Here is a 14844-nt window from a genome sequence, read left to right on the forward strand (position 1 = left end):
CGCTTACTGGACGACGGGGGCGCCGCCAACCTTGACCGGTTCGACCGGACGGGTTGCCTGCTTGGCCTTGGTGCTGACCTTGGCCGGACCGGCGATGCGGTCGATGTACTCGCGCTCGGTTGGCAGGTTGCCGCCTTCGAAGCGCTCGACCTTGTCATCCTTGAAGAAGACGGTAACGCGGCTGGTGGTCAGTTCGCCATTGCCGCGCGCCAGGTAGAACGGATAGTCCCAGCGCTCGGCGTGGAACATGTCGGTCAGCAGCGGCGAGCCGAGAATAAAGCGCACCTGCTCCTTGGTCTGACCTTGCTTGAGCTGGTCCAGCATCTCTTGCGAGACGAAATTACCCTGCTGGATGTCTGGGCGGTAAGGCGAGAATACCCACATGAATTTCTGCAGCTTGCTGGCCTGCACCGTCTGCGCGCCGGCATTGGCGGCGGCCGCCGATTTTTGTGCGTCGGCGGCAAGTGCAGCCGAGTCCGTGCTCACCGGCGGCGCCGGGCGCGTCTGGTTGCGCCAGGAGGCGCAGCCCGACAGCAGCAGCGTGCATGCCAGGCCGGCCGCAAGGGCTGCCCGGGCTGGGAATCGACGGAGAACGGCTGGTTTGACGCGCATAGGTAACCTCAAAACGTTTGAGCGGGAGCTCCAAAACGCTATATCATAAAGCACTCCGCCAATATACGAGCAACAAACATGAGCAGCAGCACGAGTAATAATCCGAGCGACCTGAAGGCAAGTGGCCTCAAGGCAACCTTGCCACGCCTGAAAATCCTGGAAATCTTCCAGAACAGCGCCGTGCGGCATTTAACGGCGGAAGATGTCTACAAAATCCTGTTGTCTGACAACATGGACGTCGGCCTGGCCACCGTGTACCGCGTGCTGACCCAGTTCGAACAGGCCGGCCTGCTCAACCGCAATCACTTCGAAACCGGTAAGGCGATCTACGAGCTCAACGCCGGTTCGCACCACGATCACCTGGTCTGTCTCGATTGCGGGCATGTCGAGGAGTTCTACGACGAAGAGATCGAATCGCGCCAGCACAAGATCGCGGCCGAACGCGGGTACAAGATCGCCGAGCACTCGCTGGCGATTTATGGCAACTGTATCAAGGTAGGGTGCCCGCGCAAGACCTGAGCCACGGCACGGCGACGGCTCAGGAATGGCTCAGCGCGTTCGATAACAGTTTCGCCGTAATGTCCACGATTGGAATCACCCGCTCGTAGGCCATCCGGGTCGGTCCGATCACGCCCAGGGTGCCGACCACGCGGCCATTGACCTCGTAGGGCGCGGTGACGATGCTCATTTCATCCATCGGCACCAGCTTGGACTCGCCGCCAATGAAGATCTGCACCCCACCCGCCTTGCTCGACATGTCGAGCAGCTGCATCAGGCCGGTTTTCTGTTCGAACATCTCGAACATCTGGCGCAGCGACGTCATGTTGGACGACAGGTCCGATACCGACAGCAGGTTGCGCTCGCCGGAGATCACCATGTCGTCGCCTTCGGCCATTGCTTCACCACCGGTTTCGATCGCCACCGCCATCAGGCGGCCCATGTCGTCGCTCAGCTGGCGCAGTTCGCCGCTCAGGCGCTGGCGTACCTGGTCGAAGGTCAGTCCCGCGAAATTCTGGTTCAGGTAGTTGGCCGACTGGATCAGCTGCGAGGGCGTGTAGTCGGCGTCGGTGAGCAGCAGGCGGTTCTGCACATCGCCGCGCGGGTCGACGATGACCAGCAGGATGCGCTTTTCGGACAGGCGCAGGAATTCGATCTGCTGGAACACCGATTCGCGCCGCGGGCTCTGCACCACGCCGGCGAACTGCGACAGCGAAGAGAGCATCTGGGCGGCATTGGCGATGAGCTTTTGCGGCTGCTGCTGCGGCAACCGCATCTGGTGCGATTCCATTGCGTGCTCGTCGAGGTGCTGCACCGTCAGTAGGGTATCGACGAACAACCGGTAGCCGCGCGGGGTCGGGATGCGGCCGGCCGAGGTGTGGGGGCTGGAGACATAGCCCATCTCTTCGAGGTCGGCCATGATGTTGCGGATCGTGGCGGGCGAAACGTCGAGACCGGAAATCTTCGACAGCGCGCGCGATCCGACCGGCTGGCCGTCGGCGATATAACGCTCGACGAGGGCTTTGAGCAGGGTCTGGGCGCGGGGTTCGAGTTGCATAAATCCAGGAAGGCAGGAAGGCGGAAAGGTCCGCTTCTATTATGCACGCTCCGGCGCGCGCCGCGCCAGTTATCCGTGCTGGCGCTTGAGCCAGTCGAACAGTCCGTCCAGGCTGTTGACCTCGGCATCGGGCCGGACCTCTCCGGCCAGGTGGTTCGGCTGGGCGCTGCGGTTCATCCACACCGCGCGCATGCCCGCGCGCTGGGCGCCATACACGTCAAGCCGCAGATCGTCGCCCACGTACACCGCCTCGCTGGGGTCGATGGCAAGCTGGCGACAAGCTTCCAGGAAAATTGCCGCATGCGGTTTGGCGACGCCGAAACCCGGCGCCGCGACCGACACCTCGAAATGGCGCGCCAGGCCGATCGTCTGCAAATCGGCATTGCCGTTGGTGACCGAGGCAAGGCGCACCCGGTTCTTCAGGCGCAGCAAGCCGGGCAGTACGTCGTCGAAGGGGATCACCGCGTTGCGCGCGGCGAAGAACTCGGTCATCGCCAGCTCGACCTTGGCGGCGTCTTCGCCGGCCTGCTCGAAGGCCGCGATCAGGCCGGCGCGGCGCAAGGCGCCCAGGTCGAGCTGGAATTCAGGTTTGCGGGCCAGCAGTTCCAGGCGCGCGTGGCGCAGCGTGTCGATCGTGAAATGCTGCGCGACCAGCGGCGCATGTTCGCGCAGCCAGGCAAACAACACTTGTTCGGCCTCGATGATGACGGGGGCGATCGGCCACAAGGTGTCGTCGAGGTCGAACAAAACGGCTTTGGGCCAGGGACGGCGCGGCTGGATCATGGTGGCGTCTGCTCGATGAACGATCCGTTCAGGATAGCGAGCCCGGGGGTAGAAAGCAATGCAGGCTCGCCACTTACAGCTAGATACAAAGGCAAACCGTCCGGCGCCATGCCAAATGGACTAAAATGTTGAGCGATTATTACTCCACCGCGCTTTCCGTGCGCGGTTGTGCATTCCACCAGACCGATTATTTGGAGAAATTATGAAGAGTTCCTACCTGCGTGCCGGTACTGCGCTGGCCTGCGCGCTTGCGCTGTCGGCCTGCGGCGGCAGCGACGGCGACCTCGTACTGGGCGGTTCGTTTTCCGGCGTCACCAAGCCGGGCCTGGTCCTGCAGAACAATGGCGGCTCCGACCTGGCGGTCGCGCCGACGCCCAGCGGTTCGGGAAGCTTTTTTTTCAGCCAGCTGATGGAAACCGATTCCGACTATAACGTCACGGTCAAGAGCATCCCGAGCAATGCCGAGAAATGCGAGATGTTCCGCAACACCGGCAAGGTTGCGTTCAATATCTCGACCGTCGCCGTTGCCTGCACTATCAAGACCCATGCGCTCACCGGCACGGTGTCCGGCCTGACGGGCAGCAACCTGGTGCTGGTCAACGGTGCCGACCGCGTCGCGGTTGCCGCCGGCGCCACCACCTTTGCCATGAGCCGCGTAAACGAAGACGCAAACTATGGCGTTGCCGTCCTGACCCAGCCCGACAACCAGACCTGCACGGTTGCCAATGCCAGCGGCATGATGGGCGCGAACGACGTTACCAACGTGGCCGTCAGCTGCGTCAATCGTCCCTAATTCTCCTGGAGCTTACCCAATGAAGTTTTCCCTGATTCGTCCGGCCGCCGCGCTGGTGCTGGCACTGGGCCTCGCGGCCTGCGGTGGCGGCGACGACGACAATAACTATTCCATCAAGGGCACTGTCGAAGGCCTGGTCTACCCGGGCCTGGTGCTGACGACGAATGGCAAGGACCTTGGCGTGGCGCCGCCGGCCAAGGCCGGCGACCCGGTGCAATTTACCTTCCCCCACCGACTCGGCTACGGCGACGAGTTCAGCATCTCGGTCAAGACCCAGCCGGCGCACCAGAGCTGTGGCGTCAACACGCAAGCCCCACGTAGCGTCTTTGGCACGGGCGGCGAGCTGGCCCAGATCAATGCGCTCTTCGTGTGTGAAGTCAATGCCTATTCCATCGGCGGCAAGATCACCGGCCTGACCAAGGACACCACCGGCCTGGTGTTGACCAATGGCAGCAGCGGCGGGTCGATCACCCCCGTAACCGACCAGGCCAGCGGCGCGGTCATCGAGTATGCGATGCCTTTCAATGTGCCATTTGGCGTGTCGTATGGCGTCACCGTCGTGACCCAGCCAGTTGGTCGCTTCTGCACTGTGTCGAATCCGACCGGCATCATGGGCGACGCCCCGGTGACCAATATCGACGTCAATTGCGTGCCGACCTAAGACATTCACGAAACGCATGACACGTATGCGAAAGGAGAATTGGATTTATATGCTGTAACGCAGCATACTTGCTCCTGTCTCCTCCAGCTCTTCTTAAAAAAGAATTGGACTTCAGCCCGCTTCACAGCGGGCTTTTTTTTTGCCTGCACGCCGGGCTAGCAAGCTGGCGGTCGTGCCATCCGAAGAATTTTACCGTCTGGCAAAATTTTTAGAGCAGATTGGCCAGCGCCACATACTGTTCCAGCCCCACCGCCTCAGGACGCACACTCGGCTCGATGCCGGCTTCGACCAGCTGGGCTTCGGTGAACATGCCGGCCACGCAGTTGCGGATCACCTTGCGACGCTGCGAGAAGGCCTTGGCGACCACTTTTTCCAGCTTGGCGCCGTCGCAGGCGAGCATCTCGCGTTTGGGGACCATGCGCACGATGGCCGAGTCCACCCGCGGCGGCGGATCGAAGGCGGTCGGCGGCACGATGAACATCAGGCTCATGTCGTAGCGCCATTGCAGCATTACCGACAGGCGGCCATAGGCCTTGGTGCCGGGCTCGGCCACCATACGTTCGACCACTTCCTTTTGCAGCATGAAGTGCTGGTCTTCCACCAGCGGTGCAAACTCGGCCAGGTGAAACAGCAGCGGGCTCGAAATGTTGTACGGCAGGTTGCCGACGATACGCAGGCGCTGCCCTTCCGGCACCGGAATCGCGCCGAAATCGAACTTGAGGGCGTCGCCCGAATGCACGGTGAGTTTCTCGCGTGGATAGGCTTTTTCCAGGCGCGCGACCAGATCGCGGTCGAGCTCGACCACATGCATCTGGTCGAGCTGCTTGAGCAGCAGCGCCGTCATGGCGGCCAGCCCCGGGCCGATCTCGACCATGGTTTCGCCGCGCTGCGGCGCAATGGTGTCGATGATGTCGCTCAGGACCATCTTGTCGGTCAGGAAATTCTGACCGAAGCGCTTGCGTGCTACGTGTTTCATGTGTGCTTTCTAGCTTGCTTGATTTGCTTGATTTGCTGGTTATCTGGCCCGGCGGGCGTCGGCCATGCCCATGGCGGCGCGAATGGCTTCGATCATGCTGCCGCAGTCGGCCAGGCCGAGGCCCTGCGCGGCCAGGTCGAGCGCGGTGCCATGGTCGACCGAGGTGCGCACCAGCGGCAGGCCGAGCGTGACGTTGATGCCGCGCCCGAAGGTCGCATGCTTGAGCACCGGCAGGCCCTGGTCGTGGTACATCGCCAGCACGCAGTCGGCGTCTTGCAGGTATTTGGGTTGGAACAGCGTGTCGGCCGGGTAGGGGCCGCGCGCATCGATGCCGCGCGCGCGGGCGCGCTCCAGCACCGGCGTGATGACCTCGATTTCTTCGCGGCCCAGGTAACCGTTTTCGCCCGCGTGCGGGTTCAGGCCGGTGACCAGGATACGCGGCGCGGCGATGCCGAACTTCGATTTCAGGTCGCCATCGACGATGTCGAGCACCTGGGTCAAATTGTCCACCGTCAGGGCGGCCGGCACGTCCTTGAGCGGCAGGTGGGTGGTGGCCAGCGCCACCCGCAAGTAGGGCTGCTCACCGCCCTGCCCGGCCGCCGGCTGGCCGGCCAGCATCATCACCACTTTCGGCGTGCCGGTTTTCTCGGCCAGGTATTCGGTATGGCCGGAGAAGGCGACGCCGGCGTCGTTGATGGTGCTTTTCTGGAGCGGTGCGGTGACGATGCCCTCGAACCAGCCGCACAGGGCTCCTTCGATCGCCAGGTCCAGGGTGGCCAGCACGGCGCGACCGTTGTCCGGGTCGAGCCGGCCCGGCACCACGTGGGCATCGAGTGGCACGTCGATGACGGCCAGCCGCTCCTTGCCGAACTGCGGCAGGCCACTGTTGCGCAGCGCCTGGACCGACAGAGCCGCCAGGCGGATCTCGGGGTCGATCAGGCTGGCCGTGAGCGCCAGGAAGGCGGCGTCGCCCACCAGCACGCAATTGGCGAACTCGCGCAGCGCCCAGGCGGCGCGGATCGAGATCTCGGGACCGATGCCGGCCGGTTCGCCGACGGTGATCGCGAGGATCGGACGATGCGCCGGCGCGCCGTTCGCCTGCGGCATCGCCATGGGTTTAGCCTTCCTCGCGGAACTCGACGTAGGCGCGGTCGCGCACCTGGCGCATCCAGTCTTCCATCGCTTCCTGGGTCTTGCGCTCGCGCAGGATCTGGCGTGCCAGGCTGCGCTCTTTCTGCTGACTCTGGTCTTCGGACTTGCGCTCAATTACGCGCAGCACGTGGAAGCCGAATGGCGACTCGATGACGTCGGACATTTCGCCCGGCTTCAGGCTGGTCAGCGCCTGGTCGAACTCGGGGCCGGCATCGCCCGGCGCCAGCCAGCCCAGGTCACCGCCCTTGGCGGCACTGGCAGGCTCCTGGCTGTGCTGGCGCGCCAGCTCTTCGAAGGTGGCGGCCCCATTGGCGACCTTCTCCTTCAGGTCGAGCAGCTTGCGCTTGACTTCGGCCGCCGTCATGGTCGGCGTCGGCTTCATGAGGATGTGGCTGACGCGGGTTTGCTGGACCACGTTCTTGTCTTCCGCGGCGGCGTCGAGCAGGCTGCGCTTGTCCGCCATGCGCAGGATGTGGAAGCCAACATTGGTCTTGATGATCGACGTGACCTGGCCCGGCTGCAGCTTGCGCAGCTCGGTGGCGAACACTGGCGGCAGGCGGTCCGGGTCGCGCCAGCCGATCTCGCCGCCCTTGAGGGCGTCGGGGGCGTCGGAATAGGTAGCGGCCATCTTGCTGAAGTCGGCGCCGGTGCGCAACTGGCGCGCCACTTCTTCGGCGCGGGCGCGACGTGCGGCGATCTGCTCGGACGAGGCGTTTTCGGGCACGGACACCAGGATCTGCGCCAGGTTCATCTCGACCTTCTCGGCCGCCGCTGCCTTGGACGCCGCCAGATAGGTGTCGATCTCGGCTTCGGAGACCTGGATCTTGGCGTCGACTTCGTGCTCGCGCAGGCGGCTCATCATGATCTCGCTGCGGATGTCGTCGCGGAACTGCGAATACGCCAGGCCCTCTTTCTCCATCTGGTTGCGCATTTCCTGCACCGTCATTTTCTGGCCATCGGCGATGCGGCCGATGGTGGCGTCGAGCGTGCGGTCATCGATGCGCACACCCATTTCCTTGGCCAGCTGGATCTGCGCGCGCTCGACGATCATCGCTTCGACTACCTGGCGCTCCAGGGTGGCCTGGTCCGGCAGCTGCACATTGCGCGCTTTCAGGTTCTGCACGGTCTGGGCGACGCGCTTGCGCACCTCGTTCTTGGTAATGACTTCGTCATTGACCACGACGTGGATCGAATCGATCACCGTGGTGTTGCTTGACGCCGGCGGCAAGAAGCCGCTGCCCGGCTTGGCCGCGGACGCGGCGGGTGCGGCCGCGGCTGGAGCGGCTTGGGCCAGTACCTGGCCCGCGGTCAGTGCGCACAGCAGCGCTGCGGCAAGCGTGGAAACGTGCAAACGGGTGGAACGCGTCATCTGGAAAGCACTCATTCAGGTGAATAATTATTCAAGTAATCCGGCGGGCAGTGTAGCGACTGCCGGTTAAGGCGTCCTTAAGGACGTCCCACATTGGTGTTCAACTGCGTATAACCCGGGACGCTCTTGCTGAAGGTCTCGAGCGCATTGCCCAGGCCCAGGCGCGACAGGCCATTGAGCTCGAGCTGGAAGAAGGCCGAGGTCGAGGTGGTCTGGGCAGCGGTCACGAAACGCTGGCCCCCCATCCGGAACACCCAGCAATCGGCCTTGTACTCGAGACCGATGAGGCTCTCGAGCAGCTTGCCCTTTCCAACTGGCGAGGCGCCCCCCACGCCGTACGAGCGCAGCGCATAGCTCACGCGCCCGACGCCATACCAGCGCGCCGTCAGCGGCCACTGCGCCGAGAAATCGACGTTGCGGAAGCCGTCTCGCTGGTAGCGGTACTCGGCATTGACGACCTTCATCCGGGCCGGCTGCCACTGCATGCTCAGGTTCGAGCTGTACAAACTGCTTCCGGCCGCGTCATATTGTACGCCGCTATCGAAGCTCCAGGTCTCCGAGATGCGGCCCGAGGCCGCCAGCAGCACATCCGAGCGGCTCTGGTGCAGCGGCTCGCCCGGCAGGCGCACGCGCGGCTCTTCGAAATAGATGCGCTGGCCAAAGGCCATGCGCAGGCGCTCGGCGCCGTCCGGCTCGATATAGCGCGACACCAGCGCCGCGGTCAGCTGGTTGGCGTCGGAGACGCGGTCGGGACCGACGAAGCGGTTCTCGCTGAACAGCTGCGCATAATTGAAGCCGGCGCGGCCGGTATCGAAGAGCGGGAACGCATCCTGGTTCTTGTACGGCGTGCGCACGTAGAACAAGCGTGGTTCAAGCGTCTGCGTGATGGCGCGGCCAAACAGCGTGGTATCGCGCTCGAACACCATGCCGCTGTCGAGCGAGAAGGTATTGAGGTGGCGCGAGAGCTTGCGCTCGCCCGTGTAGTTGGCCCGGTCCAGATCGTATTTGCTGGCATGGGCGATCAATTTCGGCGTGATGAAATAACCGGGACGCACCCACGGATAGCTGACCTGGCCGACCACCACGGCGCGGTTGCCGCGCACGAAATCGGGGTGCCAGAAACGCACCGCCTCGGCGTCCAGCGCCCAGTCGAAGCCGGCCACGTCGTAGCGACCCGCATGGAAGTTCACCTGCGGCAGGCGGTCGTAGGGGCGCGGCACTGCCAGGCGCGGATCGGTGGCGGCGGCCGGGTCCTGCAGCACCTGGTAGTTCTGGGCGCGCGCGGTCAGGCTCCAGTACCGGCCGCTGTAGTCGGTGCGCACTTCGCGCAGCAGCTGGCGCTCGGCGCTGACCGCCACCGTGCGCGAGAAGTCGCTCGGGTATTCGTCATCTGACGCCCCGTGCAGGTTCCAGCCGTAAGACCAGCCCGGCGCCAGGCCCTGGGTGTGGATCGAGTCCACGCGCCAGCGGTTTTCACCGGTTTCACGGTCGTTGTACAAGCCTTCCAGGTGGGTCTCGCCCTGGTAGCCGCCGCGCTCGGTCACGCCAAGATAGCGGCCGGTGGCGCCCAGCTGCAGGCCGCGGTCGAACATCATGCGCGGATAGACGGTCAGGTCGCGGTTCGGTGCGATGTTGAAGTAATACGGCACCGTGACCTCGGCCTTGCCTTTGGAGCCGAAGCCCACCGTGGGCGCCAGCCAGCCGGAGCGGCGCGCGCCCGACAGCGAGAACGACAGGGCCGGGGTGCCGACGATCGGCACATCCTTGAAATAAATCACGGTCTTGCCCGCCAAACCGACGTCGCGCCCGCTGTCGAGGCGCAGGGTGCTCGACTTCAAATACCAGTCGGGATCGGGGCCTTCGCAGGTGCTGTAGGTACCGTCGCGCACCAGCGCCACGTTCTCGCCCAAAAAGTCGATGCGCGCGGCGCGGCCCTGGGCATTATTCAACTGCAAACGGTATTCGGGATGGAGCACATAGCCCTTCCCGGTTTCCAAATTCAGCTGCAGTTCGTCGCCCTTGTAACGGTCGCCGAAGCGCCACATCTGTACGTTGCCGGTGGCGGTGACCTCGTCTTCGACGCGCATGTAGCACGCACTGTCGGCGCGCAAGCGGGTCTGGCCGCGGGTCAGTTCGACCTCGCGCTCGAGATTGAGCTGGCGGTCGGGCCGCCCGCTGATTTCTTCGGCGCTGATCGTGATCGGCAAGTCCTGCTCACTGGCGGCGGATGCGGCGACCGGCGCAGTGGGAACCGACGCAGCTGGCTGTGGTGCGGGCGGTACGGACTGCGCGTGCACGGGTGCGGATGCTGCGGCAGCCAGTGCATACAGTGCGAGTACCTGCCGGGGGGGGAATGGGTGGGCCGTAAACCAGCTCATGGAAGATCGTGGTGCGCCATAAAGGGCGGTATTTTTGAGATGAATCCCTTATTATATGGGAATTACCTCAACCAACCGGATTCACCAGGCCGCTTCATGTCTTCTTTGCATCAACATTCCTCCTCTTCCGCCGACAAAGACGCGCGCCTCCAGGGGCTCACCGAATGGCTGGCCTCGACCGGCCTGGTGGAAGTCGACAGCGGCCGCCCCGCATCGTCCGATGCCAGCTTCCGCCGCTACTACCGCTACGACGTGGTCCCGGCCATGCAGGACAAGCTGGGCGCGACCCTGGTCGCCATGGATGCCCCGCCCGAGCGCGAGAACGTGCCGGCCTTCCTTCATGTGCAGACCCTGTTGCTGGAAGCCGGCGTCACGGTGCCTGCGATCGTCGCGCAGAAGGTCGAAAGCGGCTACCTGCTGCTGTCCGACCTGGGCGTGACCACCTACCTGCAGCGCCTGGACCTGGATAACGCGCCCTTCATGTATTCGAGCGCGGTCGACGCCCTGCTCAAGTTTCAGCTGGCCAGCCAGCCGGGCAAGCTGCCCGAGTTCGACCGCGCCTTTGTGCTGCGCGAGATGAACCTGTTCCCGGAGTGGTATATCGGGCGCCACCTGAACGTCACGCTCGACGAGGCGCAGCAGGCGCAGCTCGACAAGGTGTTCGAGGCGATCACCGCCAACGTGCTGGCCCAGCAGCAGGTCTACATGCACCGCGATTTCCATTCGCGCAACCTGATGTGGCTCGAACACGGCAACCCGGGCGTGCTCGATTTCCAGGACGCCGTGTACGGCCCGATCACCTACGACCTGGCCTCGCTGCTGCGCGACGCCTATGTTCAGTGGGACGAAGACATGGTGCTGGACTGGGTGGTGCGCTACTGGCAAAGCGCCAAGCAGCTCGGCCTGCCGGTCAATCCGGACATCGACGCCTTCTACCGCGATTTCGAATTCATGGCCCTGCAGCGCCACCTGAAAATACTGGGCATCTTCTGCCGCCTGAACTACCGCGACAGCAAGCCGATCTACATGGGCGACCTGCCGACCGTGATGGATTACGTGCGCAAGACTGCCAACCGCTACACCGAACTCAAACCGCTGGTACGCCTGCTCGACGCGCTCGAGGACAAGGCACCGGTGGTCGGCTACACCTTCTGACGGAGCGCGCATGAAAGCCATGATTTTCGCCGCCGGCCGCGGCGAGCGCATGCGTCCGCTGACGGACGCCTGCCCCAAGCCGCTGCTCAAGGTACGCGGACGCCCGATGATCACCTACCACGTGCTGAACCTGGTGCGTGCCGGGATCGTCGATATCGTCATCAACCACTCGCACCTCGGCCACATGATCGAAGAAGAACTGGGCGACGGCAGCAAGTACGGCGCGCGCATCCAGTATTCGCATGAACCGTCACCGCTGGAAACCGCGGGCGGGATCGTCAATGCGATGCACCTGCTGGGCGACGAACCCTTCCTGGCGGTGTCGGGCGATATCTACGCGCCCTATTTCGACTTCTCGCAGGTGACCGATGTCCTGAAAGACAAGGACATGGTAGGCGTCCCGATCCCGGTCGAGCAGCGCGACATCGCCTGGCTGTGGCTCACGCCCAATCCGTGGCACAACCCGGAGGGCGACTTCACACTGGATATGTACACGCTCAGGAACGACGGAGCGGAAAAGTGGAACTTCGCCGGCATCGGCGTCTACCGTCCCGAGATGTTCGCGGGGATCAGCGCGGGCGAGTTCGTCAAGTTCGGCCCCTTGATGCGCAAGTTCATCGACCAGGGCCGCGTGGGCGGAGAGCTGTACCACGGCCTGTGGGTCAATGTCGGCACCGCCGGCCAGCTCGAAGAACTCAACGCGCCGCTGGGGGCGGTGAAAACCGGTTCATGACGAGCGCCGTCGGCAGCTACCAGCAGCGGCGCACCCGCCTGCTGCAGCGCATGCAGCCGGGCGCCGTCGCGGTGATTGCCACCGCGCCTGAAGTCGTGCGTAACGGCGACAGCGAGTATCCGTACCGGCACGACAGCTATTTCTACTACCTGACCGGCTTCGCCGAACCGGAAAGCGCGCTGGTGCTGGTCGCCCCCATTGGCGAGAAACCGGCGCGTTCGGTATTGTTCTGCCGCGAGAAGAACCCGGAACGCGAAATCTGGGACGGCTACCGCTATGGCCCGGCGGCAGCGCGCCTGGCGTTCGGTGTCGACGAGGCCTGGCCGATCGACGAACTCGATGCGCAGATGACCAGGCTGCTGGCCAATGCCCCGGCGCTGTATTACGCACTGGGCCACAGCGCCGCGCTCGACGCCCAGGTGAGCAACTGGCTCAAAGCGGTGCGCGCCCAGGGCCGCATCGGCATCATGGCGCCTTCTACTACCCATCACCTGCTCGGCATCCTGGACGAGATGCGCCTGCTCAAGGACGAGGACGAAGCGACCCTGATGGCGCGCGCGGCAAGCATCGCCGGCGGCGCCCATGCGCGCGCGATGCGCTTTACCCGTCCCGGCGTGTTCGAGTATGAAATCGAGGCTGAGCTGCTGCACGAATTCCGCCGCCACGGCGCGCAGGCTCCCGCCTATACGCCGATCGTCGCCTCGGGTGCGAATGTCTGCGTCCTGCATTACAACCAGAACAATCGCCAATCCCGTGACGGCGAACTGGTACTGGTCGACGCCGGTTGCGAATTCGATGGCTACGCATCGGACATCACCCGCACCTGGCCGGTGAATGGCCGCTTCAGCGCGCCACAAGGGCTGCTGTACGAGCTGGTCTTGCAGGCACAGGAAGCGGCGCTGGCCTCGATTGTGCCCGGTCGTCGCTACAGCGACATGCACGAGGCAGCGGTGCAGGTGCTCGCGGCTGGCATGCTCGATCTTGGCTTGCTCGACCGGAAAAAGTACGGCTCCAGCGCAGACGCGATCGCCGACAAGGCGCATCTGCAGTTCTACATGCACGGCACCGGCCACTGGCTCGGGATGGACGTGCACGACGTCGGCTCCTACCGCGACCTGACGCACGAAGCACGTCCCTCGCGCCCCCTGCTGGCAGGAATGGCGTTGACGGTCGAGCCGGGCATCTATGTGCGTCCGGGCGAGGGCGTGCCGGAGCAGTTCTGGAATATCGGCATCCGCATCGAAGACGACGTGATCGTCACCGACGAGGGTGCCCGGGTGCTGTCCGGCGCGGCGCCGAAAGCGATGGCCGAGATTGAATCATTGATGCGGGGGCAGTAATGGCGGACGGAGTGATCGACCTTGATGTGGCAATCTGCGGCGCCGGGCCGGTGGGGCTGGCGCTGGCGGCCTTGCTGGTCCGGCGCGGCATGGCCGGGCAGCGAATCGCCCTCATCGACGGCAAGTCGCTGGGCCAGGCGATCACGGATCCTCGCTCGATCGCGCTGTCCTGGGGCAGCGTGCAATTGCTGGAACAAGTGCATGCCTGGCCGCTGCCAGCCACGCCGATCCACGAGATCCATGTCTCGCGCCGCGGCCACCTGGGCCGCAGCCTGATGGACCGCGCCGACCACAAGCTGCAGGCGCTCGGTTACGTGGCGCGTTATGGCGATGTGGTCGACGCGCTTGCGCGCGCCTGCGAGCGCGCCGGGGTGACCACGCTGCGCCCGGCGCGGGTGGAAGCGCTCGAGGAAAGTCAACGTGGTGTCGTGCTGCGCCTGGACGACGGACGCGAGGCAAGCGCGCAGGTGGCGGTGCAGGCCGAAGGCGGCGTGTTCGGGCAGCAGGACGGCAAGGCCCAGCAACGCGACTACGCCCAGACCGCGCTGATCGCGCGCGTTAGCGTAAGCGATCCGGTGCCGCACCGCGCCTTCGAACGCTTCACCGACGAAGGCCCGCTGGCGCTGCTGCCGCAAGAAGGCGACGATGGCCATGGCTACGCGCTGGTCTGGTGCATGCGCCCGGGCCGCGCGATGGATCTCCAGATGCTCGACGACGCCAGTTTCCTGGCGCAGCTCGGCGCGGCCTTCGGTGGCCGCCTTGGCCGTTTCACCCGCGCCTCGGCCCGCATCGCCTTCCCGCTCGGCCTGAACGCCGAGCCCCGCGCCACCGCGCGCACGGTGGCGATCGGCAATGCCGCCCAGACCCTGCACCCGGTCGCGGGCCAGGGCCTGAACCTGGGCCTGCGCGACGCCGCCGTCCTGGCCCGCCAGCTCGCGCGCGGCCCCAGCCCGGAAACCATCGCTGCCTTCATGCACCAGCGCCACCAGGACCGCCGCCTGACGATCGGCCTGACCGACACCATGGCCCGCGCCTTCACCGGCACCGGCCCCCTGCAACCCCTGCTCGGCCTGTCACTCGCCGCCCTCGACACCCTTCCCCCCGCCCGCCACCTGCTCGCCGAGCTCATGATGTTCGGCCGCCGCTAACCCAACAATTAGGGTCAGAGTAGAATTAATTGCCAAGATCCTTTGAGCATCTGGCATAGCCCAACAATTAGGGTCAGAGTAGAATTAATTGCCAAGATCCTTTGAGCATCTGGCATAGCGCTATTTAACTTAACTTCGACCAGTTGAGCCAGAGACTGTGCCCAATAATTCGACACTGACCCTCATTTT

At 64.5% G+C, this 14844-nt stretch carries 14 protein-coding genes; 7 read left to right on the forward strand and 7 right to left on the reverse strand.

All coding sequences use genetic code 11. The features are described 5' to 3' along the window. Positions 1 to 3 precede the first annotated feature (3 nt). Positions 4 to 612, reverse strand: a complete 609-nt coding sequence (locus NRS07_RS18385; RefSeq protein ID WP_259209558.1) for an outer membrane protein assembly factor BamE — start codon at positions 610 to 612, stop codon at positions 4 to 6. Between the two features lie 78 nt (positions 613 to 690). On the opposite strand from NRS07_RS18385, the gene fur reads away from it, so the two are divergent. Next, positions 691 to 1131 carry a ferric iron uptake transcriptional regulator gene (fur, locus tag NRS07_RS18390; RefSeq protein ID WP_259209561.1) on the forward strand — a complete coding sequence of 147 codons (441 nt, stop codon included), beginning with the start codon at positions 691 to 693 and terminating at the stop codon, positions 1129 to 1131. A 19-nt stretch (positions 1132 to 1150) separates the two neighbouring features. Here the strand turns inward: fur and hrcA are convergent, their stop codons facing one another. Together hrcA and NRS07_RS18400 are read right to left on the reverse strand one after the other, a co-directional pair. Beyond that, entirely contained in the window at positions 1151 to 2167 is a 1017-nt protein-coding gene (hrcA, locus tag NRS07_RS18395) for a heat-inducible transcriptional repressor HrcA (protein WP_259209564.1), read from the reverse strand. Between the two features lie 69 nt (positions 2168 to 2236). Next, a complete protein-coding gene (locus NRS07_RS18400; RefSeq protein ID WP_259209565.1) occupies positions 2237 to 2950 on the reverse strand; it encodes an HAD family hydrolase in 714 nt (237 codons plus the stop codon). Positions 2951 to 3152: 202 nt separating this feature from the next. Here NRS07_RS18400 and NRS07_RS18405 point away from each other — a divergent pair, with 202 nt between their 5' ends. Further along, a complete protein-coding gene (locus NRS07_RS18405) occupies positions 3153 to 3743 on the forward strand; it encodes a hypothetical protein (RefSeq protein WP_259209567.1) in 591 nt (196 codons plus the stop codon). A 19-nt stretch (positions 3744 to 3762) separates the two neighbouring features. Next, positions 3763 to 4404 (forward strand): hypothetical protein, encoded by a 642-nt coding sequence (locus NRS07_RS18410; RefSeq protein ID WP_259209571.1) that lies wholly within the window; start codon positions 3763 to 3765, stop codon positions 4402 to 4404. A gap of 208 nt (positions 4405 to 4612) precedes the next feature. Here the strand turns inward: NRS07_RS18410 and rsmA are convergent, their stop codons facing one another. The 4 genes from rsmA to NRS07_RS18430 form a co-directional block, all read right to left on the reverse strand. After that, on the reverse strand, positions 4613 to 5380 hold the full coding sequence (gene rsmA / locus NRS07_RS18415) for a 16S rRNA (adenine(1518)-N(6)/adenine(1519)-N(6))-dimethyltransferase RsmA (protein WP_259209573.1): 768 nt from the start codon (positions 5378 to 5380) through the stop codon (positions 4613 to 4615). A 39-nt stretch (positions 5381 to 5419) separates the two neighbouring features. Beyond that, the gene (gene pdxA, locus NRS07_RS18420; protein WP_259209574.1) at positions 5420 to 6493 is read right to left on the reverse strand and encodes a 4-hydroxythreonine-4-phosphate dehydrogenase PdxA; all 1074 of its coding nucleotides are present in this window, start codon (positions 6491 to 6493) and stop codon (positions 5420 to 5422) included. Between the two features lie 4 nt (positions 6494 to 6497). Further along, positions 6498 to 7901 (reverse strand): peptidylprolyl isomerase, encoded by a 1404-nt coding sequence (locus tag NRS07_RS18425; RefSeq protein ID WP_259209577.1) that lies wholly within the window; start codon positions 7899 to 7901, stop codon positions 6498 to 6500. A 77-nt stretch (positions 7902 to 7978) separates the two neighbouring features. Continuing rightward, positions 7979 to 10279, reverse strand: a complete 2301-nt coding sequence (locus tag NRS07_RS18430) for an LPS-assembly protein LptD (RefSeq protein ID WP_259209579.1) — start codon at positions 10277 to 10279, stop codon at positions 7979 to 7981. Positions 10280 to 10375: 96 nt separating this feature from the next. Here NRS07_RS18430 and NRS07_RS18435 point away from each other — a divergent pair, with 96 nt between their 5' ends. The 4 genes from NRS07_RS18435 to NRS07_RS18450 are packed head-to-tail and all read left to right on the forward strand — an operon-like array spanning position 10376 to position 14655. Beyond that, the gene (locus tag NRS07_RS18435; RefSeq protein WP_259209581.1) at positions 10376 to 11434 is read left to right on the forward strand and encodes an aminoglycoside phosphotransferase family protein; all 1059 of its coding nucleotides are present in this window, start codon (positions 10376 to 10378) and stop codon (positions 11432 to 11434) included. Between the two features lie 10 nt (positions 11435 to 11444). Continuing rightward, complete coding sequence (gene murU / locus NRS07_RS18440; RefSeq protein ID WP_259209584.1) at positions 11445 to 12167, forward strand: N-acetylmuramate alpha-1-phosphate uridylyltransferase MurU; 723 nt, start codon at positions 11445 to 11447, stop codon at positions 12165 to 12167. Then, complete coding sequence (locus NRS07_RS18445; RefSeq protein WP_259209587.1) at positions 12164 to 13507, forward strand: aminopeptidase P N-terminal domain-containing protein; 1344 nt, start codon at positions 12164 to 12166, stop codon at positions 13505 to 13507. Before murU ends, NRS07_RS18445 begins: the two co-directional genes overlap by 4 nt. Continuing rightward, positions 13507 to 14655 (forward strand): UbiH/UbiF/VisC/COQ6 family ubiquinone biosynthesis hydroxylase, encoded by a 1149-nt coding sequence (locus NRS07_RS18450; protein WP_259209590.1) that lies wholly within the window; start codon positions 13507 to 13509, stop codon positions 14653 to 14655. Before NRS07_RS18445 ends, NRS07_RS18450 begins: the two co-directional genes overlap by 1 nt. Positions 14656 to 14844 lie beyond the last annotated feature (189 nt).

Source organism: Massilia sp. H6, from assembly GCF_024802625.1.
Lineage (GTDB): Bacteria > Pseudomonadota > Gammaproteobacteria > Burkholderiales > Burkholderiaceae_D > Telluria.